Here is a 23561-nt window from a genome sequence, read left to right on the forward strand (position 1 = left end):
CCCCGTCTCTCATGCCGGAATCCCGCACCGAGCTCAACCGCGTCCTCGGACTGCCGCACCTGGTCCTCTTCGGACTCTCCTACCTGGTCCCGACCACGATCCTGACCATCTACGGCGTCGCCACCGCGATCTCCGGCGGCCGCCTGCCCAGCGCCGTCCTGGTCGCCCTGGCGGCCATGCTGTTCACCGCCTACTCCTACGGCCGGATGGCGCGGGTGCACACCTCCACCGGCTCGGCCTACGTCTACGCCCAGCGCTCGATCGGCCCGCGCAGCGGCTTCATGGTCGGCTGGACGATGATGCTGGACTACCTGTTCCTGCCGCTCATCAACTACGTCACCATCGGGATCTACCTGAGCGCCCAGTTCCCGTCGGTGCCCGCCTGGGCCTGGGTGGCGCTCTTCCTCACCGTGATCACCCTGCTCAACGTGCGCGGCATCAAGGTGGTCGCGAGCGTCAACACCTTCATCGTCGGGGCGCAGGCGCTCTTCATGGCGCTGTTCTTCGCGCTCAGCCTGCGGCATCTGCTCGGGCAGGGCGACGTCCACCCGCTCGCCCCGTTCACCGGCTCCGGCCTGGAGGTGCTGCCGGTGATCGCCGCGGCGGCCATCCTCACCGAGTCCTTCCTCGGCTTCGACGCGGTCACCACGCTGGCCGAGGAGAGCAGGGACCCGCGCCGCGACATCCCCCGGGCGATCATGCTGGTGACGCTGCTCGGCGGGCTGGTCTTCCTCGCCGCCGCCTGGTTCGGCCACATGATCCTGCCCGGCCACGGTTTCGCCGACCCCGACGCCGCCTCGCTGGACCTGATGGGCGTGCTCGGCGGCCCGCTGCTCACCGCACTGCTCACCACCGCGCTGATCATCGGCGCCTGCGGCTCCGCGCTCAGCTCCCAGGCCAGCGTGGCCCGGGTGCTGTACGCGATGGGCAGGGACGGCGCGCTGCCCCGGCGCGTCTTCGGCCGGCTCCACCCGCGGTTCCGCACCCCCGACCTGAACATCCTGCTGGCCGGCCTGGTCGCGCTCGGCGCGCTCTTCCTGGACATGGAGACGGTCGCCTCGTTCATCAGCTTCGGCGCGCTGTTCGCCTTCTCCGCGGTGAACCTCTCGGTGATCGCGCACTTCCTGGTCCGCGAGCGGCTGCGCTCTCCGGCCGACCTGCTCCGGTACGGGCTGCTGCCCGGCATCGGCCTGGCCTTCACCCTCTACCTGTGGACCAACCTCAGCGGCCTCGCCTTCGCCGTCGGCGGGGTGTGGATCGCGCTCGGCGCGGTGCAGCTGGCCCGGATCACCGGCGGGTTCCGCCGCCGCCCGCCGGTACTGGACTTCTCCGAGCAGGAGGACCGGCCCGCCGAAGAAGAGGAGGAGGGCGCCCCGGCCGCCCGGGACACCGGCCGGGGCTGAGGCGCCCGCTCCGCATCCGCCGTACTCTGGACGTCCGGGCCGGCCGCGGCGGCCGGCCCGGACGGAGACGGCACCGGACGGCGCTGAGCAGGGGGCGGCCATGGCCGAGCTGCGGATCACTTCCACCGACGGGCTGGACCTGCGCCGGCTCGCCTGGGCGCTGGCCGAGTCGCAGGGCTGGCCGCGGGACCGGATCGGCATCTGGGAGAACCGGCGCGACCGCGAGGTCGTGCTCACCGTCGACGACGAGCTGCTCGCCCCGCCCTCCGAGCCCGACCCGCTGACCCGCCCCCTGCACACCCCCAGCGACGTGCACCGCGCCTGCGAGGTGGTGCGCCGGCGCGACGCCTCGCTGCGCGGCGTGGACTTCGCCGCGTTGCGCGGCGAGGCCGCCCGGTTCTTCTCCGCCGGCTGGTCCACCGCCGACCTGCTGCACGCGCTGAGCCACCGCCCCGACGGGGTGCCCTGGCCGCTCGGTGAGGGCTACCAGGGGATCGAGTGGCTGGCGCACCGGCTGCGCGCCTGGAAGACGCCGACCGGCGACATCCGCCCGTCGGTCTCCCAGGAGTCGGTGCAACTGCGGGTGGTGAGCCGGGCCGGGCTGCCCGGCGACATCGGCCTTCCGCCCGAGGAGGAGCGGCCCGGCCGCCGCGCCGCCGCCCCGGAGGCGGTGCGCGCCGCCGCCGACGACGCCCGCCGGCTGATCCGCTCCACCACCCGCACCACCAGCGACGGGATCGAGCACCGGGACCGCACCGCGGCCCGGATGAACCGCCGGGACTGACCCCGCCCCGGCGCGGTGCCGGCCACCGCCCCGCAAAGCAGCCGCAAAAAGGACACGAAACCCCACTTCGGGATCGGTTGCATTCCGGCGAACGGGATTTACCTTTGTTGTGCGGTCCGCCGTCCGGGCCGCCGCGCCGCGCCGCTTCGCCGGGAGCGCCCCGCAGGCGGCCCGCGCCGCGCCGAACGCGTGACCGGTGCCGGGAGGGCCCATGGCCGAAACGTCGCTGTCCCAGCTCCTGCCGGTGGAGGCGATCGTCACCGGCATCGAGGCCCCGGACTGGCGGTCGGCGATACGGGCGTCCGGGGAGCTGCTGGTCGCCGACGGCGCCACCACCCCCGACTACATCGGCCAGATGCTCGCCGCGGTCGAGGAGTACGGCCCCTACATCGTCATCGCGCCCGGCCTGGCCCTGGCGCACGCCCGCCCCTCCTCGGCGGTGCTGCGCACCGGCATGTCCTGGGCCGGCCTGGCCTCGCCGGTGGAGTTCGGCCACCCGCAGAACGACCCGGTGGAGCTGGTCATCGGGCTGGCCGCGGTCGACCACGACGGGCACTCCGGCGCCCTGTCCCAGCTGGCCCGGATGCTCGGGGAGCCCGCCCGGCTGCGCGAGCTCAAGAAGACCGCCGACCCCGCCGCCATCCACGCGATGATCTCCGACTACGAGGAGAGCGGGGTCTGACCGCCCCGCACCGCCCCCGGGCGCGACCTGCCGGTCCGGGTGACGGTGATCGGCGGCTTCGTCGACGCCGAGGAGATCCGCCGGGCCGTCGCCGGGGCGTCCTCCCGCCGGCCCCTCCGCGCCCGCCGCGTGCAGGCGGCCCCGGCCCTCCCCCGCCGGCGCACCGCCGCCCTGGCCGCCGAGGGCGCGCCGGCGGAGGAGAAGGGGCCCGGCGGCGGGCCGACGGGACCGGTGGGAGGCCCGCGGAGGGGGCGCAGGAGAAGGGCGGCGGCACCGCCGGCCGCCCCCTCTGCGGCGGCGGGCGGCCGGGCGGAGGGATCCCGCCCGGCCGCCCGCGTCATCCGCGGAGCGGTGTCACAGGTGCACGACCGGCTCCGCCGACCCCGCGCCGTCCCCCTTGGGCGCGGGCTTCATGAACAGCGCGAGCACCGCGGCGAACGCCATCACCCCGGCCGCGACACCGAACGCGGTGTGCATGCCGTCCAGGAAGGCCAGGTTGCTGGCCTGAGTGACGGCCTGCGCCAGGTCCGGCGAGGCGCCGTCCGGCACCGCCGCGCCGCCCTGGGAGACGGTGCTCTGCATGGCCGCTGTCTGCTCCGCGCTCGGGGCGTCCAGCCCGGCGCCGGTGTAGTGGCCGGGCAGCGTGGCGACGATCCGCGCGGACAGGATGGCGCCCAGCACCGCGGTGCCCAGCGACCCGCCGAGCTGCATCGCCGCCTGCTGCATGCCGGAGGCGACCCCGGCCAGCGACATCGGGGCGCTGGTCAGGATGGCCGCGGTGGCTCCGGTCATCACCATGCTCAGCCCCACGCCCAGCAGCACGAAGGCGACCGAGGTGTAGGCGATCCCGGTGTCCGGGGCCAGCCGGGACAGCATGAACAGCGCGACGGCCGCGCTGACCAGGCCGGCCACCGTCGGGATCCGGGTGCCCACCCGGTCGATCAGCCGGCCGGAGGGGGTGGCGAAGACCGCCATCATCGCGGTCAGCGGCAGCAGCTGCAGCCCGGTCTCCAGCGGGGTCAGGCCGCGGACGCCCTGCAGGTAGAAGGTGATGAAGAAGAGCGAGCCCATCAGGCCCAGCGCCATCAGCACCATGAGCACCACGCCGATGGAGATCGGCGCGGAGCGGAAGATGCCCAGCGGCAGCAGCGGCGAGGAGGCGCGGCGCTCCCAGAGCACGAAGGCGGCGGCGAACACCGCGGCCACCCCGAGCACGGCCAGCGTCTCCGGGTGCGACCAGCCCTTCACCGGTGCCTCCACCAGCGCCCAGACCAGGGCGAACATGGCGACGCTGAGCAGGACGATGCCGGGCGGGTCCATCCGCGAGCCGGGGTCGGTGGAGCGGTTCGGGCCGAGCAGCCACAGCCCCAGGCCGAGCGCGGCCAGGCCGACCGGGATGTTGATCAGGAAGGCCGCGTGCCAGCTGAACGCGGACACCAGGATGCCGCCGACGATCGGGCCGGCCGCGGTGGCGCCGCCGAGCAGGCTGCCGAACACGCCGAACGCGCGACCCAGCCGGTCCGGCGGGAAGCTCGCCCGGAGCAGGCCCATCGCGGCGGGCGCGATGGTGGCGCCGAAGACGCCCTGCAGGATCCGGAAGGCGACCAGCGGGGCGACGGCCGAGGAGAGCGCGATCGCCACCGAGGTGAGGGTGAAGCCGACCACCCCGACCAGGAAGACCCGCCGGTGGCCGTAGCGGTCGCCGAGCTTGCCCGCGGTGATCAGGAAGACCGCCAGGCCGAGCAGGTAGCCGTGGGTGACCCACTGCAGCTGGGCCAGGGAGGCGTTCAGGTCGGCGCCGATCGCCGGGTTGGCCACCGCGACGATGGTGCCGTCCAGCGCCACCATCATCACGCCGAAGGCGATCGCCACCAGCGTCGCCCACGGGCTGCCGCGCAGGCCTCCGGGCCCTCCTCCGGTTCTCTCCGGCGCCGCGGCCTCGACGGTCGCTGTCATGGTCCCCCCACCTCTCATCACCGCTGCTGGTCGGGGCGTCCGGCGGACCGCCGGACGCCCCGACCAAATTAGTGGCAGCGACTGACAATCGGCAATCGCTGACAGGTTTTGCCCTCGGCGGTATCCTCGTCGGAAGCGCCCCTGAACCGGCGCACGCACGGCCCGAACACGGAGGTGGCGACCATGGCCGAGGACGACCCGAGGAGGCCCGCCGGCCCGCGGCCCCGGAGGCCGCGGTGACCGGGATCACCTCCGCACCGGAGCGCCCCGCCGCCGGGCTCCGCGAGCGCAAGAAGGCCCGCACCCGCGCCGCCCTGGTCTCCGCCGCGCTCGACCTGTTCTGCGCCCGCGGCTTCGACGCCGCGACCACCGAGGAGATCGCCGCCGCCGTCGGCGTCTCGCAGCGGACCCTGTTCCGCTACTTCGCGTCCAAGGACGAGATCGTCCTGTCCATCCAGAACGACATCGAGAGCACCTTCCTGGAGAAGGTCCGCGCCCGGCCGCTCTCCGAGCACCCCTACACCGCGCTGGTCAACGCGGTGCGCGACGCCCACCGGGAGCTCGACCCGGAGCTGGTCGTGGGCCAGCTGCGGATCATCCCGCTCTACGCGGAATCGCCCCGCCTGCTGGCCGCCCGGCTCGCCGCCGGGGACCGCCACGTCGAGCGGCTCACCGCCCTGATCGCCGAGCGCTGCGGCACCGACCCGGTGGCCGACCCCCGCCCCGCCCTGCTCGCCGGGACCTTCGGCGCCGCCATGCACACCGCCTCCACCGCGATCTGCCGCCGCCGCGTCCGCCCGGACGCCGACACCCTCTTCGCCTCCATGGAGGCGCACCTGGAGGCCCTCGTCCCGATGCTCACCGGGCCCTGGCACCCGCCCGCCCCGGCCCCCTCGGCGGAGCCCGGAGCGGCGCCCGCGCCGGGGAGCGGCTGAGCCCCGCCCGAGGACGCGCGGGCCCGCGGGCGGCCACCGGACCGGCCGCGTCCGATGACCGGCCGTCCGTGCTCCCGCCCGGGAGCGCACCGCGCTTCGGGGCCGGCCCCGGTGCACCGGCCGCGCCCCGGCGGAGCATCCTGCCACGGCCTCCGCGGCGCCCGCCACCGGTTTTCCGGCGCCCGAGGACCGGCAGGGCGGCCGGTGACCGGCGGCGTCCGGGCCCTGGCCTCCTGCCGAGGCCCGGGCGGTGGGGCCGGCGGGCGCCGGCCCCACCGCCCCGCCGTCACTCCGCGGCGAGGGAGGCCGTGATGGAGGCGCGCCCCGCCCGGCGGGCCGGGAGCAGCGCCGCCGCCATCGCCGCGGCGGCCGCCGCCGCGACGATCAGCGCGATCCGCCCGTAGGGCACCACCATCACCAGGTCCTCCCGGATCACCGAGATCGCCGCCAGCCCGAAGGAGACGCCCAGCAGCACGCCGATGCAGGCGCCCACCGCGCCCAGCACCAGCGCCTCGACGGTGAGCGTCCGGCCCAGCCCGCGCCGGCTCAGCCCCAGCGCCCGGAGCAGCGCCGACTCCCGGGTCCGCTCGATCACCGACAGGCTCATCATGTTGGCGATCCCCACCAGGGACACCACCACGGCCAGTCCGAGAAGGCCGGTGATGATCATGACGAAGTTCGACAGCGTCCCCTCCAGCTGGGCCCGGGCGTCGTCGGTCCCGGTGATGGAGGCGGTGGGGAACTCCTCCGTCGCCGCCTCGACGACCGCCCGTGCCTCCTCCGGGGCCAGGTCGGGCGAGACGTCGACCATCACCGCCCCGTAGCCCCGGTCCCCGAAGCGGGAGACGTAGCCCTGCTCGCCCATCGAGAACGGCGGGAACGGCTCGCCGCGCACGATCGAGGCCACCTCCAGCTCGAACGCGTCGGTGCCGGTGCGCACCCGCACGGTGTCGCCCACCCCGAGGCCGAACTCCTCGGCGCGGTCCGCGCCGACCGCCAGCCCGTCGGTGCCCAGCTCGTCCAGGGGCGCCCCGTCGAGGACCTCCACCTCCCCGACCGGGCCGCCGACGGCCAGGTGGGCGATGGACGCGTCCCGCCCGTCGAGCTCCACCAGCGCCTCGCGCTGGCCCGCCACCTCGGTGACCCCGTCGGCGGCGCGCAGCCGGTCCACCACCGAGGCCGGGATCTGCTCCCCCCGGCCCCCGCCCGGCGCGGTGATCATGAAGTCGACCGGCACCGCCTTCTCCACGCCCACCGCGACCGACTCGGAGAAGCTGTCGATCACCACGGAGACCCCGGTCATCAGGGTGACCCCGACCGCCAGCGCGACCGCGGTGGCCGAGGCCCGCCTGGGGCTGCGCCGGGCGTTGCCGACCGCGAGCCGGCCGGGCGTGCCGAACAGCCGCCCCGGCAGGAAGCCCACCGCCCGCACCGCCGGGCCGATCAGCGCCGGGCCCAGCGCGACCACGCCGAGGAAGAACACCATCCCGCCGCCGACCACCAGGGCCAGCGCCGGCGGGCCGTTCCCGACCACCACCACGCCCACCGCGGCCACCGCCGCACCGAGCGCGCAGGTCGCGGCGCCGGCGGCCACCCGCACCGGCCCGATCGGCCCCGACGCCCGCTCCGCGGTGCCGTTCAGCGCCGCGATCGGCGGCACCCTGGTCGCGGCGTGCGCGGGCAGCACCGCGGCCGCCACGGTGACCAGCAGGCCGGCGCCGAACCCGAGCACCAGGGAGAGCGGGGCCACCGTGACCATCGAGTAGGGGATGTCGTTGCCGAACGCGTGGAAGAGCGGGATCGCGCCGTAGCCCGCGGCCGCGCCGAGCGCCGCCCCCAGTGCGGAGGCGGCCGCGCCGACCGCCGCGGACTCCGCGAGCACCCGGCCGAACACCTGCGCCCGGGACGCGCCGACGCAGCGCAGCAGCGCCAGCTCCCGCATCCGCTGGGCGATCAGGATGCCGAAGGTGTTCTGGATGACCAGGCCCGCGACGAGCAGGGCGACCAGGGAGAGCATGAGCAGGCCGGTGGCGAGCAGCGCCGGGTCGATGCCGCTGCCCTGGGACTTCATCTCGGCCCACTGGCGGCCGGTGAGCACCTCGTTCCCGCCGTCCCCGAGCGCGGCGGCGGCCCGGTCGCGCAGCTCCTCCGGCGCGGTTCCGGGGGCGGCGTCCAGGTAGATCCCCGCGTACCCGTCCCGGCCGGTGACCTCGCGCGCGGTCCGCTCGGTGAGGACGATCGCGCCCTGCAGCGCGAGGTCGCCCTCGCCCTGGGTGTCCACCAGGCCGGTCACGGTGACCTTCCGCTCCCGGCCCTCGGCGTCCAGCACCCCGATCCGGTCGCCGACGGCGAAGCCGGCGTTGCGCGCGGTCTGCTCGGCCAGCGCCGCCTCGCCGTCCGCCTCCGGCGCGCGGCCCTCGGCGATCGAGGTGCGCACGGTGGCCGAGACCGCCGCGGGCCTGGTGCGCAACGGCCGCCCGTCCTGGCCGAGCAGGGTGGCGGTGCCCTCAACCGCCCCCTGCGCCCCGGCGGCCCCGTCCAGCGCTCCGAGCTCCTCCAGGGCCGAGCGGGGCAGCGGGCGCAGCCTGCCGGGGGCGAGCACGGCCACGTCCACCTCGGCGGTGTTGGCGGTGACCGCCCGCTCGGTGTCGGCCTTGAGGGTGTCGCCGAGGATGAGCGTGCCGACCACGAAGGCCACCCCGATCACCGTCGCCAGCGCGGCCATCGCCAGCCGGGCGCGGTAGGCGCGCATTCCGGCGAGCATCGTCTGCCACACGGTGTCAGCCCTCCAGCTTCATCATCGCGGCCAGCACCGCGTCGGCCGTGGGGGCGTCGATGTCGTCCTCGACCCTGCCGTCGCGCAGGAACACGGCGCGGTCGGCGTAGGAGGCGGCCTTGGCGTCGTGGGTGACCATGACCGCCGTCATCCCGAAGCGGCGCACGGAGGTGCGGAGCAGCTCCAGCACCGCGGTGCCGGAGGCGGAGTCCAGGTTTCCGGTGGGCTCGTCGGCGAAGACCGCCTCGGGGCGGGAGACGAAGGCGCGCGCCACCGCGACCCGCTGCTGCTGCCCGCCGGAGAGCTCCGAGGGGCGGTGGTCCAGCCGGTCGCGCAGCCCGACGATCTCCACCACCTCGTCGAGCAGGGCCCGGTCCGGCTTCCGCCCGGCGATCTCCAGCGGGAGCAGGATGTTCTGCTCGGCGGTGAGCATCGGAAGGAGGTTGAACGCCTGGAACACGAAGCCGATCCGGTCCCGCCGGAGGCGGGTGAGGCGCCGCTCGCCCATGCCGGTGATCTCGTCGCCGTTCAGCCGCACCGACCCGCGGGTCGCCGTGTCCAGTCCCGCGATGCAGTGCATGAGCGTCGATTTCCCGGACCCGGAGGGGCCCATGATCGCGGTGAAGGCGCCGCGCTCGAAGCCGACGTCCACCCCGCGCAGCGCGTGCACCGCGGCGTCGCCTTCCCCGTACGTCTTCACCAGCCCCGCCACTTCGACGGCGGGGGGTGTTCCGGTCGTTTCCGCAGGGTTTCTCATGGCGCGAGCCTAGGAATGCGCTCTTTCCGGGAAATCGGCCGAACGGCCGACCCCTTCCCCCGCCTTTCAGCCGGGCCCATTCCCCGCCCGGGCGAAGCCGGGACCTGCGGTTCCATCCGCCGAAATACGCAGAACGGTGGCGCGCGGCCGCGGCGGCGCCCCGAAAGGGAAACGGGAGGCGTGACGGGCGGGCCCCCGCGGCGTAGCGTCGGGGCCATGAGCAACGACCGCGTCCTCGTGGAGCGCTCCGGGGCCCGCGCCACCGTGACCATGAACCTCCCGGACCGCCGCAACGCCCTGTCCAAGGCGCACATGCTCGACCTGATCGCCGCCTTCGAGGAGGTCGCCGGGACCGACGCCACCGGCGTCGTGCTGGCCGGGGCCGGGCCGGTGTTCTGCGCCGGCCACGACTTCGCCGACGTCGCCGGGGCGGACCTGGACTCCGCCCGCGACCTGCTGCTCACCTGCACCCGGCTGATGCGCACCGTCCAGTCCGTCCCGCAGGTGGTGATCGCCCAGGTGCACGGGCTGGCCACCGCGGCCGGCTGCCAGCTCGTCGCCTCCTGCGACCTGGCGGTGGCCGGGTACGACGCCGGCTTCGCCGCGCCCGGCGGCAAGGGCGGCTGGTTCTGCCACACGCCGATGGTGGCGATCTCCCGCGCCGTCGGCCGCAAGCGCGCCATGGAGATGGCGCTGACCGGTGACGTCGTCGACGCCTGCACCGCCGCCGAGTGGGGGCTGGTCAACCGGGCCGTCCCCGAGGCCGACCTCGCCTCGGCCACCCGCGACCTGCTGGACCGCGCCACCCGGGGCGCGCCGCGCAGCAAGGCGCTCGGCAAGCAGGCCCTCTACGCCCAGTTCGACCGCCCCGAGGCGGACGCCTACACCTACGCGGTGGAGGTCATGGCCGCCACCAGCCAGACCCCCGAGGCGCGCGAGGGCATCGCCGCCTTCCTGGAGAAGCGCCCGCCCAAGTGGCCGGAGTGACCCGGGCCGGTCCGCGGGGCGGGGCGGCCGCACCCGCCCCGGACGGCGGCCGGGGGCGGGGACGGCGGTCTCCACCGCCGTCCCCGCCCCCGGGTAGGCGGCCGTCCGGCCACCGGGTCACCGCTGCGGAGGCGGCCCTCCCTGCGGCCCGTACGGCCCCTGCGGCCCGGGCGGCGGCCCCGGGACGGGCCCGGGCGGGCCCGGAGGAGGCCCGGGCGGGCCCGGAGGAGGCCCGGGCGGGCCCGGAGGAGGCCCGGGCGGGCCCTGCCACTGGTTCTGCGCGGGCGGCGCCTTCCGCCGCTTCGACGCGAAGACGATCAAGCCCACCACGGCGCCCACCACGATCAGCAGGAACAAGAGGAGGAGCACCGGTAGGAGGAAGGAGACACTCATCGGGCCATCGTTGCGGGGCCCCTCCCCCGCGTCAAGAACGGGCCCGGAAGCGAGAGGCAGGTCCCACCCCCGCCGCCCGCCGCAGCGGGACCGGCCGGCTCCCCGGGCGGGAACGGCCCGGCGGGCAGGGGCGGGGCCGGCGGGGGAACCCGGGTCAGCGGCGCCGGGCGGCGGGCGGGTCCTGGTCCGGCACCAAGGAGGCGCCCGCGTCGGCCAGCCTGCCCAGCCCCCGCTCCAGCGGGCCGCGGCCGAGCAGCAGCCGCCACAGGGTGCACAGCACCAGGGCGGTGCCGACGAACGCCTCCCACCGGAACGGGGCGGTGTCCAGGTGCGACATGCCCTCGGACGCCATCACCAGGATGTGCCCGGCGTAGACGGTGAGCGCCATCGACCCGGCCGCGGCCAGGGGGTACAGCAGCGCCCCGGCGCGGTCCGCGGCGACCAGGCAGGCCGCCAGGACCAGCAGCGACGACCCGACGGCGCCGACCGCCTCGAAGGTGGTGCCGCTGTGCGGGGAGGCGATCAGCAGCCAGGACGGGGAGTCCACCGGCACCTGACCGTGCATCTGCCCCAGCTGCTCCTCGACCCAGGCGCGCATGGTCGCGGTGAAGGCCGGGTCGGAGCCCCCGGCCAGGTCGGCCGCGATCCGGTCCAGCCCGCCCAGCGGGTGGAGCAGCACCCGGGACCCGCCGTAGCCCAGGGCGGCCAGGCCCGCGCCGGTTCCGGCCAGGCCCAGCCGCACCCGCGCCGAGTGCAGGTCGAGCCGGCCGACCGCCATCCCGGCGGCGACGAACGCCATGAAGGTGGCGGCCGGGTAGTAGCCGGTGAGCAGCAGGTCGGCGACGCCGTTGATGGAGTCCTCCCGGACCCCGTCGCCGCCCATGGCCGAGCGGATCAGGTAGGACAGCTGCGGGCCGGCCAGCGCGACCGCGGCGGCGATCGCGGCCAGCGCCGGCGCGCCCAGCGGCAGCATCGGCAGCGCCAGCAGGAAGAACCCGGCGTAGTAGGTGAGGATGACCGCCACCGGCGCGCCGAGCAGGTCGAGGAACCCGCCGAGCAGCGCCAGCGCCAGCGCCCGGACCAGGATCCGCGCGATCGGGCGGCGCAGCTCCCGTCCGCGCAGCGGCACCGTGCGCCCGGTCATCAGCGCCAGGGAGAGCCCGGCCAGGAACGCGAAGAGGGCGGAGGAGCGGCCGCGGGTGAGCCCGTGGAACGCCTCGGCGGCACCCTCCCCGGCCAGGCCGGCCAGGCCCAGCGAGCCGACGCCCAGGTGGACGGTGAGCATGCCGAACACGGCGAGCGCGCGGGCCGCGTCCACCCCTTCGATCCGCCGGGGGCGCGGCGCGTCCCCGGCGGCCGGACCGAGGGGGCCGCGGTCCTGCGGCTGCGGTTGCTGAGGGGTCACGCCGCCAGAGTAGACGGTTGCCGGGCTGATCCGCTTTCGCCCCTCTTCGCCCCGCTCTCTTCGCCCCGCTCCCCTCGGCCGGGCGGCCGGCGGGAGCGGGGCGGGACCGCAGGGGTCAGCCGTCCTCGCCGGCCAGGGCGGAGAAGTAGTCCAGCGCCGCCGGGTTGGCCAGCGAGTCGCGGCTGGCCACCCGCTCGGCCGGCTCGCCCATCAGGATGCGCTTGACCGGGACCTCCAGCACCTTGCCGGAGAGCGTGCGCGGCACCTCGGAGATGGCGCGGACCGCGTCCGGGACGTGCCGCGGCGAGCAGTCCTCGCGGATGCGGCGGGCGATCGCCTTGACCAGTGCGTCGTCCAGCTCGGCGCCCTCGCGCAGCACGGTGAACAGCTCGATCCGGGAGCCGCCGTCCGGCTGCGGGACGTCGACGACCAGGGCGTCCACCACATCGTCGAGGGAGAGCACCGCGCGGTAGATCTCGCTGGTGCCCATCCGGATGCCGCCCCGGTTGATGGTGGAGTCGGAGCGGCCGTAGATGACCGCGGTGCCGCGCTCGGTGATCTCGATCCAGTCGCCGTGCCGCCACACCCCCGGGTACATGGAGAAGTAGCTGTCCCGGAGCCGCTCGCCGCTCTCGTCGCCCCAGAAGTACAGCGGCATGGACGGCGCGGGCTCGGTCAGCACCAGCTCGCCGACCCGGCCGACCAGCTCCTTGCCGTCGGGGTCCCAGGAGGCCACCGCCATGCCGAGGGAGCGCGCCTGGATCTCGCCCTCGTAGACCGGCAGCGTCGGCACCCCGCCGACCAGGCAGCTGCACACGTCGGTGCCGCCGCTGGTGGAGAAGAGCCACAGGTCGTCGCCGAACTCCCGGTAGCACCAGTCGAACCCCTCCGGGCTGAGCGGCGACCCGGTGGAGCCGATCGCGTGCAGCGCGGACAGGTCCCGCCCCCGCCGGGGGTGCACGTCCTGCTTCATGCAGGTGGAGAGGTAGCTCGCGCTGGTGCCGAAGACGGTCACCCCGGTGCGCTCGGCCAGGTCCCACAGCGCGCCCATGTCGGGATGCCCGGGGCTGCCGTCGTACAGCACGATGGAGGCCTTGGTGAGCAGCACGCTCACCAGGAAGTTCCACATCATCCAGCCGGTGGTGGTGAACCAGAAGACCCGGTCGTCCTCCTGGGCGTCCAGGTGCAGGTTGAGGTTCTTCAGCTGCTCCAGCAGGATCCCGCCGTGCCCCTGCACGATGGCCTTGGGCAGCCCGGTGGTGCCGGAGGAGTAGAGCACCCACAGCGGGTGGTCGAACGGCACCGGCTCGAACTCCAGCTCGGCGCCCTCGCCGCTCCGCTCCAGCTCCGCCCAGCCCAGCGCGCCCTCCACCTCGGCGCCGCCGCCCAGGTAGTCCAGCACCACGGTGTGCTCCAGGGTGGACAGCTGCGCGCGCAGCTCCGCCAGGACACCGGTGCGGTCGAAGTCCTTGCCGCCGTACCGGTAGCCGTCCACGGCCAGCAGCACCTTCGGCTCGATCTGCGCGAACCGGTCGACGACGCTGCGCACCCCGAAGTCGGGCGAGCAGGACGACCAGACCGCGCCGATGGAGGCGCAGGCGTAGAACGCGGCGACCGCCTCGGCGATGTTGGGCAGGTAGGCGACGACCCGGTCGCCCTTGCCGACGCCCAGCCGGCGCAGCCCGGCGGCGATCGCCGCGGTGCGGCGGCGCAGCTCGCCCCAGGTCCACTCGCCCGGCACCCGCAGCTCGGAGGCGTGCCGGACGGCCACGGCGTCGTCGTCGCGCCCCTCGAAGAGGTGCCGCGCGTAGTTCACCCGGGCCTCGGGGAACCACACCGCGCCCGGCATCGCCCGCTCCGCCAGCACCGGCCCGCGCGGCGTGTCCGACCGCACCCCGTAGTAGTCCCAGATCGCGGACCAGAACCCGTCCAGGTCGGTGGTGGACCAGCGCCACAGCGCCTCGTAGTCCCCCTCCGGCGCGTCCACGCCCCGGTTCTCCCGCACCCACCGCGCGAACGCGGTGATCTCGGCGCGCTCCTTCCGCTCCTCACTCGGAGTCCAGAGCACCGGGGGCCGTGCCTGCGTCATCGTCCGCGCCTCCTCCGTACCGCACTGCAGACGGCCCCGCGGACGCCCGCCGGCCGCCGTGATCGAGGCCATCTAACAACACCGGCACTGTGCCCTGCATCACCGGGGGCATCGAGGCGCGACGGAAGGACTCCCAGGAGCCGTCCCCTCACCTGCGGGGCTCACCCACCGGATCCGCGTGCAGCACCGCACACCAGAGGCCGGGGGACCGGTCGGCCGGTCCGGCGTGGCGCCCCACGGGGCCGGGGTTCAGGCCAGCGGCGACGGCAGCGGTAGGGGCAGGGTCGGGCGCCTCAGCCGGGCGCGGCGCCCCACAGGGCGGGGGTTCAAGCAGGCGGCGAGGGCGGCGGTGGGGACCGGCCGGTCGGTCCGGTGCGGCGTCTCGCGGAGTGCAGGTCAAGACGGGCGGCGACGGCGCAGGTAGGGGCGGGGCGGGGGTGGTCGCCCGAGCGCGGCGCCCCACGGGGCGGGGGTTAAGGCGGGCGGCGAGGGCGGCGGTGGGCACCGGCCGGTCGGTCCGGTGCGGCACCTCGCGGAGTGCAGGTCAAGACGGGCGGCGACGGCGCAGGTAAGGGCGGGGTCAGGCGCCTCGCCCGGGCGCGGCGCCCCACGGGGCGGGGTTCAAGCGGGCGGCGAAAGCGGGCAGGGGGCACCGGCTGGTCGGTCGGGTGCAGCAGGGCGGTCCGGGCGGCGGGCTGGCCGTTCCCGCGTCGCCCGGGCGGCGTGGCCGGCCGCCTCTGAAACCGCTACACCTCCCCGACCTGGATGAATACGCAGGGTGATGGCGGAGAGGGGTGCCCTGCGCACCGCGAGAGCACCCCGGTGATTCCCGGGCGCGCATCCCGGCCCGGATTGGCCCCCGGGAGGCCCGAATCGCCTTGATCGACCTGGTGGTGAGGGGTTCGAGGCGCCCGGAAGACCGGGATGCAGGGGGCCGGAACCCGGGAAGAGCGGGGGTGGGGGCGAGATGTCGCTTTTGCTCTGCAGGGAGGGCCCGCCTCGGCCACTCTGGGTGATCGGTGAGGGGGCGGTGGGGGCCTGGGGGCTTACTACTCGCTGGTAGATGTAATCGGGGTGCCGCCGAGGTGCGCAGGGCGCCCCCGCTCCCGCCCGATCCCCGCCGCAAACCAGGCATACAGGGATAAGGCCCCCTGGTGGGCCCGGGCGAGCGGCCCGCCCCCTTCACCGGCGCCGCCCCGCCCGACTCCCACCCTCGCTGCCCGTCTCGACCTTCGCTCTGCGGGGCGCCGCACCCGACCGACCAGCCGGTCCCCCTACTGCCGCCGTCGCTGCCGGTTTGAACCCTCGCTCCGTGAGGCACCGCGCTCGGGCGGCCGCCTTCGCCCCGCCCCTACCGCCGCCGTCGCCGCCCGCTTGAACCCTCGCTCCGCGGGGCGCCGCGCCGGACCGACCGGCCGGTCCCCCTCCCGCCTTCGCCGCCCGCTTGAACCCCCGCCCCGCGAGGCGCCGCGCCCGGGCGACCGCCTTCGCCCCGCCCCTACCGCCGCCGTCGCCGCCCGCTTGAACCCTCACCCCGTGAGGCGCCGCGCCCGACCGACCGGCCGGCCCCCTCCCGCCTTCGCCGCCCGCTTGAATCCCCGCCCCGCGAGGCGCCGCGCCCGGGTGGAACAGCTGGACAGAAGAAGGGGACGGCGCCAGGGAACGCTCGGAGGAGGGGCTTCTCCCATCAATGACCGAGGCGTACAACTACACACCCCGCCGGTCCGTCCCCGCGTCCGCGGGACTCACTGCTCGCCCGGGGCTCTCCCCCGTCCTTTCTCACTCAGGGGCCCCTTGGGCGCCGGGAGGCGGTCAGCGGTGTTCCGGGATGCCCAGGGCCTCGACCGCCGCCGTGGCGAAGGCCTCCGGGGGCAGGGACGTGATGCCCTCGGGGAGGGCTCCGAGGAGAGGGGCGCGGCCCTCGGCGGGAAGGTCGTCGAGGTTGCAGCGCTCGGCGAGGCCGGGGAAGGCGGGCCAGCGGCCGATGACCAGGCCCGCACAGGCCAGGCCGCGGGCGACCAGGGCCTCGGCGGTCAGGGCGGTCTCGTTCAGGGTGCCCAGGCCGGGGCGGACCACCAGCAGCACCTGGGCGGAGAGCTCCGCGGCGACGTCGGCGATGGTCTCACCGCGGTCGTTGAGCCGGACCAGCAGCCCGCCCGCGCCCTCGACCAGTACCAGGTCGTGCTCGGCGGCCAGGTCGGCGGCGGCCCCGGCGGCCTGCCGGGCGGTGACCGGGGGCAGGCAGGAGCGGCGCGCCGCGGTGGCCGGGGCGAGCGGTTCGGGGTACCGGGCGAGTTCGCGCACCGTGGCCTCCGGGACCAGGCGGGCCACCTCGTCCGCGTCGCCGGGCTCGCCCGGGCGCACCCCGGTCTGGGCCGGCTTGAGGGCCGCCACCCGCTCCCCCGCCGCCGCGGCGGTCGCCGCGTAGGCCGCGGTGCACGCCGTCTTGCCGACGCCCGTCCCGGTTCCCGCCACCACCAGCACCGTCACCCCGTCGCCTCCACAGACGCCCGCGCGGCGGCGATCATGCCGCCGCTGATCCGCTCGATGTCCGCGCCGCCGCACACGTACGGCGGCATCGCGTAGACGTTGTTCCGGAACGGCCGCAGCCAGCAGCCTGCGGCCAGCCCCGCCCGGGTCGCGGCCGGCACGTCCACCGGCCGGTCCAGTTCGATCACCCCGATCGCGCCCAGCACCCGCACGTCCCGGACGCCGGGCAGGTCGCGCGCCGGGGCGAGCCCGTCGGACAGGCCCCGCTCGACGCCGGCGACGGCCCCGCGCCAGTCGGTGTCGAGCAGCAGCCGGACCGAGGCCTCGGCGACCGCGCACGCCAGCGGGTTGCCCATGAAGGTGGGGCCGTGCGCGAGCACCGGGACCTCCCCGCCGGCGATGCCCTCGGCCACCTCCGGGGTGCACAGCGCCGCGGCGAGCGTCAGGTAGCCGCCGGTGAGCGCCTTGCCCAGGCACATCACGTCCGGGGTGACGCCGGCGTGGCCGGCCGCGAACAGCTCGCCGGTGCGGCCGAAGCCGGTGGCGATCTCGTCGAACACCAGCAGCACGCCGTGCTCCCGGGTGATCTCCCGCAGCGCCCGCAGGTAGGCGGGGCTGTGGAAGCGCATCCCCCCGGCGCCCTGCACCACCGGCTCCACGATGACCGCGGCCAGCTCCCCGGCGTGCCGGGCGACCAGCTCCTCCAGGTGGGCGAGGTAGCGGGGGTCGGGGTCGGCGCCGAACCCCTCGGGCGGGGCGTCGGCGAACACCTGCCGGGGCAGCACGTCGCCCCAGAGCGCGTGCATGCCGCCGTCCGGGTCGCACACCGACATCGCGTGGAAGGTGTCGCCGTGGTAGCCGCCGCGCCAGGTCAGCACCCGGCGCCGCTCCGGGCGGCCCAGGGAGCGCTGGTACTGCAGGCACATCTTGAGCGCCACCTCCACCGAGACCGAGCCGGAGTCGGCGAGGAAGACGTGGCGCAGCGGGTCGGGGGCGATCTCGGCGAGCAGCGCGGCCAGCCGCGCCGCGGGCCCGTGGGTCAGCCCGCCGAACATGACGTGGCCGAACCGGTCGAGCTGGTCGCGCAGGGCCGCGTCGAGCACCGGGTGGCGGTACCCGTGCACCGCCGACCACCAGGAGGACATCGCGTCCACGACGTCGTGCTCGGCGCCGTCCGGCCCGGTCAGCCGGAGCCGGGTGCCGGACGCCCCGGTGACGACGTAGGGCGCGTCGGCGCCGTCGGCGGGCCCGGTCCGGATCGAGGCGTAGGGGTGCCACAGGTGGTCGCGGTCGGCGCGGCGGATCCAGTCGGCGTCCGGGGCCGCTCCGGGCGTCCGCGCACCGGGCGCGGCAGGGGGCGCGGCGGCGGTGCGCGCCCTGACGGCGGCGCGGGCGGGGACCCGCATGCTCCTGCGCCCCTCCGCCCCTCTCGGCCCTCTGGGCGTCCTCATCACTGCCGGCCTCCGTTCGTCCGCTCGGCGCTCATGCCATACCGGCACATCCTTCCCAACTCTCGCTCGCGGTGGGATGCCCCGGTACACAGACTTCGCCCGGGCTTCTTTGTCGGTTCCCCGCATGCCGTCCCGTCCGCGCCCGTGTGAAGGTCGTCCGGGCGCACCGCCGACCTCGGCGAACGGGGGGAGCGGTGCGGGCCCGGGCGCCGGTGAGGAGGGGCCCCGGGGCCGCACCGCCCGTCCGGAACCGGACGCCCGCCCGAGCGGGCGGGTGCGCGGAGCGCGTCCCCGCCCCGGCGCCCCGCGGCGCCGGGGCGGACCGCGGAGCGGCGATGCGGGCCCCTGGCCCCGCAGGGGCGCGGACAGTACGCTGACGCGGCCGCGCGGCAGGGGGCGGGAGCCCGGCGCCCTCCGCCGCCTTCGGTGTTCCCCCGCGCAGGAGGGAGAGGCGGCCGATCGGGCCGGGCACGAGGAGAGGTGGCAGCTTATGACGGTGACCGGGGAGGAAGCGGCCCCGCCCGCGTCCGGGCGCGGCACGGCCGGCGGCCCGTTCGGCTGGCTCGCGGCGGCGGCCCGGGAGCGGGAGGCGTCCGGGCTCCGCCGGGTGCTGCGCCCGCGCCGCGCCGAGGAGGACCTGCTCGACCTGGCCTCCAACGACTACCTGGGGCTGACCCGGCACCCCGAGGTGGTGCGGGCCGCCGCCGGGGCGGCCCGGCGCTGGGGCGCGGGCGCCACCGGCTCCCGGCTGGTCACCGGGGACACCCTGCTCCACCGCGAGCTGGAGGAGGAGCTGGCCGGCTTCTACGGCGCCGAGGCCGCACTGGTCTTCTCCTCCGGTTACGCGGCGAACCTGGCCATGGTCACCGCGCTGGCCGGCGCCGGCGCGCACCTGGTGTGCGACCGGGGGAACCACGCCTCGCTGATCGACGCCGCCCGGCTGGCCAAGGGGGCCGGGGCCCGGGTGGCGCTGTTCGACCACGGCGACCCCGGCGCGGCGGCCGCCGCCCTGGCCGCCCCGCCCGCCGAGGGGCTGCGCCCGGTGGTCCTCTCCGACACGGTCTTCTCCGTCGACGGCGACCTGACCGACGTGCCCGCGCTCGCCCGCGCCTGCCGGGGCGCCGGGGCGGCGCTGCTGCTGGACGACGCGCACGGGCTGGGCGTGCTGGGCGAGGGCGGCGCCGGCTGCCTGACCGCCGCCGGGCTGCGCGGCGACCCCGGGACGGCGGTGTCGGCCACCCTGTCGAAGTCGCTGGGCGCCCAGGGCGGTGTGGTGATGGGGCCCGCGGCGGTGGTCCGGCACCTGGTGGAGACCGCGCGCACCTTCATCTTCGACACCGGGCTGGCGCCGCCGGCCGCGGCGGCGGCCCTGGCCGCGCTGCGCGTGCTGCGCGCCGAGCCGGAGCGCCCCGCCCGGCTGCGCCGACTGGCCCGGGAGCTGGCCGCGGGCCTGGCCGGGTGCGGCCTGGAGGCGTCCGTCCCGGACGCCGCCGTCGTCTCGGTGGCCGCGCCCTCCCCCGAGGCCTGCGTGGAGTGGGCCCGGCGATGCGGCGCGGCGGGGATCCGGGTCGGCTGCTTCCGGCCGCCGTCCGTCCCCGACGGGCGGTCCCGGCTCCGGTTGACGCTCCGCGCCGACCTCGGCGACGCCGACCTGGCCCGCACCCTGGACGTGGTGGCGGCGACCCGGCCCTGACGCCGACCGGTCTCCGCGGCCGCCGCGGAGACCGGGACCGGCCGCCCTGCTCCTCTACCGCTCCGGCCGCGGAGCGGATCGCCCGCCCGCCGGGCCGGCGCAGCCGGCGCCTTGCACCGGTCCCGGGCCCTCGGCCACCGCCGGCCGGCCGCGCCCCGGAGGGCCTGCGGACGGCGGCCCGGGCGGTCAGCCGTTCATGTACCGGTCCAGGGTCCAGGTGCGCACCGCCCAGGGCAGCGAGGGGACCGGGACGAAGTCGCCCATCGGCCCCTCGATCAGCCGGGTGTAGCCGGCGCCGGCCGGGGTGTGGTGCAGCGTCCACAGGTCGCCGGTCTGCTGGACGATCAGGTAGGCGGGGACCCCGAGCCGGGCGTAGAGCTCTCTCTTGGCCACCTCGTCGTGGAGCCGGGAGGAGGGCGAGACGACCTCGACCGCCAGCAGGACCCGCTCCCCCGGCCGGTTGCCGGCCCGCGGAAGGACGGTGTGCTCGTCGTAGACCGCGACGTCGGGCCGGAACTCGTCCTCGCCGCCGGGGAAGGAGACCGACGCGTCCATCGTCGCCGGAAAGCCGACCCTCCTGGCCTGCATGAGGATGTCCAGCTGGATCTCCTGGTGCAGCTGGTCCGCCGGCGGTGCGATGACGATCGCGCCGGTCAGGACCTCATAGCGGATCTCGTGCGCGTCCAGTAGTTCGGTGGTCTTCATGTGCGGCGCCCCCCACGCCAATGCCGCGTACGGCGCCCCCACGCCCGTTCCGACGGGGACATGCTAGCGGCGGCGCCCCGGCCGCGCGGGCGGTTTCCGGTACCGGTGCGCGCCCTGGGGCGGCGGCCGGTTCCGGCCCCGCCGCGTTCCGTCCGGTTTCGGGGGCGTATGCGCCGGTCAGCGCGGAGCGGGCCGGACCCGGTCGGCGGCGCGCCCGGGAACGGGCGCCGGGCGCGGGTAACCTGCCCCTTGGGCGAGGCCTCCCCGCGCCGCCGGAGCGGCGCGGGGCGTGTGCGGAAGGGGTGCGGCGGTGCGCGGACCGGTCGTCGGGCGGCGCGGCCGCATCGTCGCGGCGGCCGCCGTCGCCGCGGCCCTGCTCCTGCTGGCCGCCGTGGCCGTGCCGCCGGCCCGGGACGGCCTGACCGGCGCCTGGTGCGCCCTGACCGGCTGCCCGCCGGGGAGCGGCGGCCCCGGGCCGGACCCCGAGGAGGACTGGCGCGTCCGGCTCGACCCGGTGGAGGCCGCCACCTGGGGCCACTACATCGCGCTCGGCGACTCCTACTCCTCCGGGGACGGCGCCGGCGACTACCTCAACGGCACCACCGGCGGCGACGGCTGCTGGCGCTCGGCCAACTCCTATCCTTCGCGCACCGCCGAGGCGTTCGACTTCGCCGGCGGGTTCGGCTTCGAGGCGTGCAGCAAGGAGCGGGCCGACCGGATGCTGGAGGAGGCCGGCGACGGCTCCCAGCTGGACCGGGTCACCGAGTTCACCTCGCTGGTCAGCGTCGGGATCGGCGGCAACGACCTGGGCTTCACCCCGGTGCTGCGGACCTGCCTGGTGCGGGTGCCGCTGCTGTCCAGCGGGGTCTGCACCGGCCAGGAGGAGAGCATCGACCGGCGGATGGGGGCGGTCGGGTCCTCGGTGGAGGAGATCCTCGCCGAGGTGCGCGACCGGGCCCCCGACGCGCGGGTGCTGCTGCTCGGCTACCCGCGGCTCTTCCCCGACGAGCCGCCGGGCATGTACTACACGCTGACCGTGGAGGACCAGCTCTGGCTGAACGGCACGGTGGAGCGGTTCAACGACCGGCTGCGCCGCGCCGCGGAGGAGGCGGACGAGGGCATCGCCGAGGACGGCGGGACGGGCAGCGTGGAGTTCGTCGACGTCTACGACACCCTCGACGGGCACGAGGTCAGCGCGGAGGAGTCCTGGCTCAACGGGGTGGTGCTGCGCAGCCTCACCGAGGGCATCTCGGTGGACCGGAGCAGCTTCCACCCCACCGCGGCGGGGCAGGCCGCCTTCGGCGAGCGGGTGCGGGAGGCCGTCTCCGAGGGGCCCGGCCGCGACCTGTACGCGGCGCGGGAGCGGGTGGACGGCGCGGAGCCCGAGGTGCTCGCCCGCGACCTGGCCGAGTAGCGTCCCACCCCCGATGATCTTGACGTTGCGGGGGTATCAGGACGTTCTGATACCCCCGCAACGTCAAGATCATCGCCCGGGGGCGTCCCTCCGGGCGCTCCCGGGCGGGCGGCGGCCGGGCCGGCCCCGCAGGCCGGCCCGGCCCCCGGTCAGCCCCGTTCCGCGCGCAGGTCGGCGAGGACCGCGCCGAGCTGGTCCAGCCCCCAGTTCAGGTCCTCCTCGCTGATCACCAGCGGCGGGGAGAACCGGATGGTGGAGCCGTGGGTGTCCTTCACCAGGACGCCGCGCCGGAGCAGCCGCTCGCACATCTCGCGCCCGGTGGCCAGCGCCGGGTCGACGTCGATGCCGGCCCACAGCCCGATGCTGCGCGCCGCGACCACCCCGTTGCCGGTGAACTCCTTGAGCCGGGTGCTCAGCACCTCGCCGAGCCGGCGGGCGTTCTCCAGGTAGGGGCCCTCCTTGAGCATCCGCACCACGGTGCGGCCCATGGCGCCGGCCAGCGGGTTGCCGCCGAAGGTGCTGCCGTGCTGGCCCGGGTGGATCACCCCGAGCACCGACTCGTCGGCGACCATCGCCGACACCGGGACGACGCCGCCGCCCAGCGCCTTGCCGAACAGGTAGGCGTCCGGCACCACGCCGCTGTGCTCGCAGGCCCGCACGGTGCCGGTGCGGCCCAGCCCGGCCTGCACCTCGTCCGCGATGAGCAGCACGTTCTCCCGGTCGCACAGCTCGCGCAGCCGGGGCAGGTAGTCGGCGGGAGGGACGACCACGCCGGCCTCGCCCTGGACCGGCTCCACCAGCACCGCGGCGGTGGTGCCGTCCACCGCCTCGGCGACCGCGTCGGCGTCGCCGTAGGGCACCGAGCGGAACCCGGGGGTGTAGGGGCCGAAGCCGCCGTAGGCGTCGGGGTCGGAGGAGAAGGAGATGATGGTGGTGGTGCGGCCGTGGAAGTTGCCGCCCGCCACGACGATGGTGGCCTGGCCGTCCGGGACGCCCTTGACGTCGTAGGCCCATCTGCGGGAGACCTTGATCGCGGTCTCCACCGCCTCGGCCCCGGTGTTCATCGGCAGCACCCGCTCCTTGCCGACCAGGTCGGCGAGGGCGGTGACGAACGGCGCGAACTGGTCGTTGTAGAACGCCCGGCTGGTGAGCGTCACCCGGTCCAGCTGGTGGTGGGCGGCGGCGAGCAGGTCCGGGTTGTGGTGCCCGAAGTTCATCGCCGAGTACCCGGCGAGCATGTCGAGGTGGCGCCGGCCCTCGACGTCGGTGACCCACGCGCCCTCGCCCTCGGCGATCACGACGGGCAGGGGGGCGTAGTTGTGCGCCGAACGGGCTTCGGCGAGGGCGATGTGCTCGGCGGTCGAGACAGGGGGTCGAGAGGGGTCTCCTCCGGACTGCCTGTTCCCCAGAACGCGGGTGTCGCTCATCCAGGTGTCCCTTCCGATCGACATTGATCGTTTTTCGCTCTGTGGATACCCCGGGGCGGGTGTGGGGAAGCGCACCCGGAGCGGCCTCCAGAAGCAGAACAGATGCCCGTATCGGGACACAAGGGTCCGGAGGGGACGGGTTTCCCCTGCGCCGCCCGGCCCCCTCCCGCCCCGCGCCGCGGGCGGGCCCGGGCCGCCGGGCGCCCGCGGCGCG

Annotated in this window: 16 protein-coding genes; 7 read left to right on the forward strand and 9 right to left on the reverse strand. The window is 76.1% G+C overall.

The genetic code is table 11. The features are described 5' to 3' along the window. The first annotated feature begins 11 nt into the window (after positions 1 to 11). The 3 genes from D459_RS0115890 to D459_RS0115905 all read left to right on the forward strand — a co-directional run bounded on the left by D459_RS0115890 (position 12) and on the right by D459_RS0115905 (position 2869). The gene (locus tag D459_RS0115890; RefSeq protein WP_017594002.1) at positions 12 to 1403 is read left to right on the forward strand and encodes an APC family permease; all 1392 of its coding nucleotides are present in this window, start codon (positions 12 to 14) and stop codon (positions 1401 to 1403) included. A 100-nt stretch (positions 1404 to 1503) separates the two neighbouring features. Then, a complete protein-coding gene (locus tag D459_RS0115895) occupies positions 1504 to 2187 on the forward strand; it encodes a hypothetical protein (RefSeq protein WP_017594003.1) in 684 nt (227 codons plus the stop codon). A 211-nt stretch (positions 2188 to 2398) separates the two neighbouring features. Beyond that, entirely contained in the window at positions 2399 to 2869 is a 471-nt protein-coding gene (locus tag D459_RS0115905) for a PTS sugar transporter subunit IIA (RefSeq protein WP_017594004.1), read from the forward strand. 354 nt (positions 2870 to 3223) lie between these two features. Here the strand turns inward: D459_RS0115905 and D459_RS0115910 are convergent, their stop codons facing one another. After that, positions 3224 to 4825 carry an MFS transporter gene (locus tag D459_RS0115910; RefSeq protein ID WP_020380202.1) on the reverse strand — a complete coding sequence of 534 codons (1602 nt, stop codon included), beginning with the start codon at positions 4823 to 4825 and terminating at the stop codon, positions 3224 to 3226. A 236-nt stretch (positions 4826 to 5061) separates the two neighbouring features. On the opposite strand from D459_RS0115910, the gene D459_RS0115915 reads away from it, so the two are divergent. Then, entirely contained in the window at positions 5062 to 5760 is a 699-nt protein-coding gene (locus D459_RS0115915) for a TetR/AcrR family transcriptional regulator (protein ID WP_017594006.1), read from the forward strand. A gap of 286 nt (positions 5761 to 6046) precedes the next feature. Here the strand turns inward: D459_RS0115915 and D459_RS0115920 are convergent, their stop codons facing one another. Together D459_RS0115920 and D459_RS0115925 are read right to left on the reverse strand one after the other, a co-directional pair. Then, entirely contained in the window at positions 6047 to 8536 is a 2490-nt protein-coding gene (locus D459_RS0115920) for an ABC transporter permease (protein WP_017594007.1), read from the reverse strand. A 4-nt stretch (positions 8537 to 8540) separates the two neighbouring features. Next, positions 8541 to 9293, reverse strand: a complete 753-nt coding sequence (locus D459_RS0115925; protein ID WP_051065446.1) for an ABC transporter ATP-binding protein — start codon at positions 9291 to 9293, stop codon at positions 8541 to 8543. 216 nt (positions 9294 to 9509) lie between these two features. Between D459_RS0115925 and D459_RS0115930 the strand changes: the two genes are divergently transcribed. Then, a complete protein-coding gene (locus D459_RS0115930) occupies positions 9510 to 10280 on the forward strand; it encodes an enoyl-CoA hydratase-related protein (protein ID WP_017594009.1) in 771 nt (256 codons plus the stop codon). A gap of 547 nt (positions 10281 to 10827) precedes the next feature. Here D459_RS0115930 and D459_RS0115935 read toward each other — a convergent pair. The 4 genes from D459_RS0115935 to D459_RS0115950 all read right to left on the reverse strand — a co-directional run bounded on the left by D459_RS0115935 (position 10828) and on the right by D459_RS0115950 (position 18063). Beyond that, complete coding sequence (locus tag D459_RS0115935) at positions 10828 to 11991, reverse strand: heparan-alpha-glucosaminide N-acetyltransferase domain-containing protein (protein WP_017594010.1); 1164 nt, start codon at positions 11989 to 11991, stop codon at positions 10828 to 10830. 202 nt (positions 11992 to 12193) lie between these two features. Continuing rightward, positions 12194 to 14167, reverse strand: a complete 1974-nt coding sequence (locus tag D459_RS0115940) for an acetoacetate--CoA ligase (RefSeq protein WP_017594011.1) — start codon at positions 14165 to 14167, stop codon at positions 12194 to 12196. 1812 nt (positions 14168 to 15979) lie between these two features. Then, positions 15980 to 16657: a dethiobiotin synthase gene (gene bioD / locus D459_RS0115945; RefSeq protein ID WP_017594012.1), complete on the reverse strand. Its 678-nt coding sequence runs from the start codon at positions 16655 to 16657 to the stop codon at positions 15980 to 15982. Further along, positions 16654 to 18063 (reverse strand): adenosylmethionine--8-amino-7-oxononanoate transaminase, encoded by a 1410-nt coding sequence (locus D459_RS0115950; RefSeq protein ID WP_017594013.1) that lies wholly within the window; start codon positions 18061 to 18063, stop codon positions 16654 to 16656. Before D459_RS0115950 ends, bioD begins: the two co-directional genes overlap by 4 nt. 535 nt (positions 18064 to 18598) lie before the next feature. Here D459_RS0115950 and D459_RS0115955 point away from each other — a divergent pair. Further along, positions 18599 to 19801 carry an aminotransferase class I/II-fold pyridoxal phosphate-dependent enzyme gene (locus tag D459_RS0115955; RefSeq protein WP_017594014.1) on the forward strand — a complete coding sequence of 401 codons (1203 nt, stop codon included), beginning with the start codon at positions 18599 to 18601 and terminating at the stop codon, positions 19799 to 19801. 186 nt (positions 19802 to 19987) lie between these two features. On the opposite strand, the gene D459_RS0115960 is transcribed toward D459_RS0115955, so the two are convergent. Next, complete coding sequence (locus D459_RS0115960; protein ID WP_017594015.1) at positions 19988 to 20506, reverse strand: Uma2 family endonuclease; 519 nt, start codon at positions 20504 to 20506, stop codon at positions 19988 to 19990. A gap of 310 nt (positions 20507 to 20816) precedes the next feature. On the opposite strand from D459_RS0115960, the gene D459_RS0115965 reads away from it, so the two are divergent. Then, a complete protein-coding gene (locus D459_RS0115965) occupies positions 20817 to 21920 on the forward strand; it encodes an SGNH/GDSL hydrolase family protein (RefSeq protein WP_017594016.1) in 1104 nt (367 codons plus the stop codon). 149 nt (positions 21921 to 22069) lie between these two features. Here the strand turns inward: D459_RS0115965 and rocD are convergent, their stop codons facing one another. Continuing rightward, on the reverse strand, positions 22070 to 23347 hold the full coding sequence (gene rocD, locus D459_RS0115970) for an ornithine--oxo-acid transaminase (RefSeq protein ID WP_026120441.1): 1278 nt from the start codon (positions 23345 to 23347) through the stop codon (positions 22070 to 22072). Positions 23348 to 23561 lie beyond the last annotated feature (214 nt).

The organism is Nocardiopsis potens DSM 45234 (assembly GCF_000341105.1).
GTDB classification, from domain to species: domain Bacteria; phylum Actinomycetota; class Actinomycetes; order Streptosporangiales; family Streptosporangiaceae; genus Nocardiopsis_A; species Nocardiopsis_A potens.

Excerpts from the sequence above, each read along its gene's own strand:
- D459_RS0115890 (WP_017594002.1), top strand. The coding sequence starts at position 12 with ATGCCGGAATCCCGCACCGAGCTCAACCGCGTCCTCGGACTGCCGCAC.
- D459_RS0115895 (WP_017594003.1), top strand. The coding sequence starts at position 1,504 with ATGGCCGAGCTGCGGATCACTTCCACCGACGGGCTGGACCTGCGCCGG.
- D459_RS0115905 (WP_017594004.1), top strand. The coding sequence starts at position 2,399 with ATGGCCGAAACGTCGCTGTCCCAGCTCCTGCCGGTGGAGGCGATCGTC.
- D459_RS0115910 (WP_020380202.1), bottom strand. The coding sequence starts at position 4,825 with ATGACAGCGACCGTCGAGGCCGCGGCGCCGGAGAGAACCGGAGGAGGG.
- D459_RS0115925 (WP_051065446.1), bottom strand. The coding sequence starts at position 9,293 with ATGAGAAACCCTGCGGAAACGACCGGAACACCCCCCGCCGTCGAAGTG.
- D459_RS0115930 (WP_017594009.1), top strand. The coding sequence starts at position 9,510 with ATGAGCAACGACCGCGTCCTCGTGGAGCGCTCCGGGGCCCGCGCCACC.
- D459_RS0115940 (WP_017594011.1), bottom strand. The coding sequence starts at position 14,167 with ATGACGCAGGCACGGCCCCCGGTGCTCTGGACTCCGAGTGAGGAGCGG.
- D459_RS0115950 (WP_017594013.1), bottom strand. The coding sequence starts at position 18,063 with ATGCGGGTCCCCGCCCGCGCCGCCGTCAGGGCGCGCACCGCCGCCGCG.
- D459_RS0115955 (WP_017594014.1), top strand. The coding sequence starts at position 18,599 with ATGACGGTGACCGGGGAGGAAGCGGCCCCGCCCGCGTCCGGGCGCGGC.
- D459_RS0115960 (WP_017594015.1), bottom strand. The coding sequence starts at position 20,506 with ATGAAGACCACCGAACTACTGGACGCGCACGAGATCCGCTATGAGGTC.
- rocD (WP_026120441.1), bottom strand. The coding sequence starts at position 23,347 with ATGAGCGACACCCGCGTTCTGGGGAACAGGCAGTCCGGAGGAGACCCC.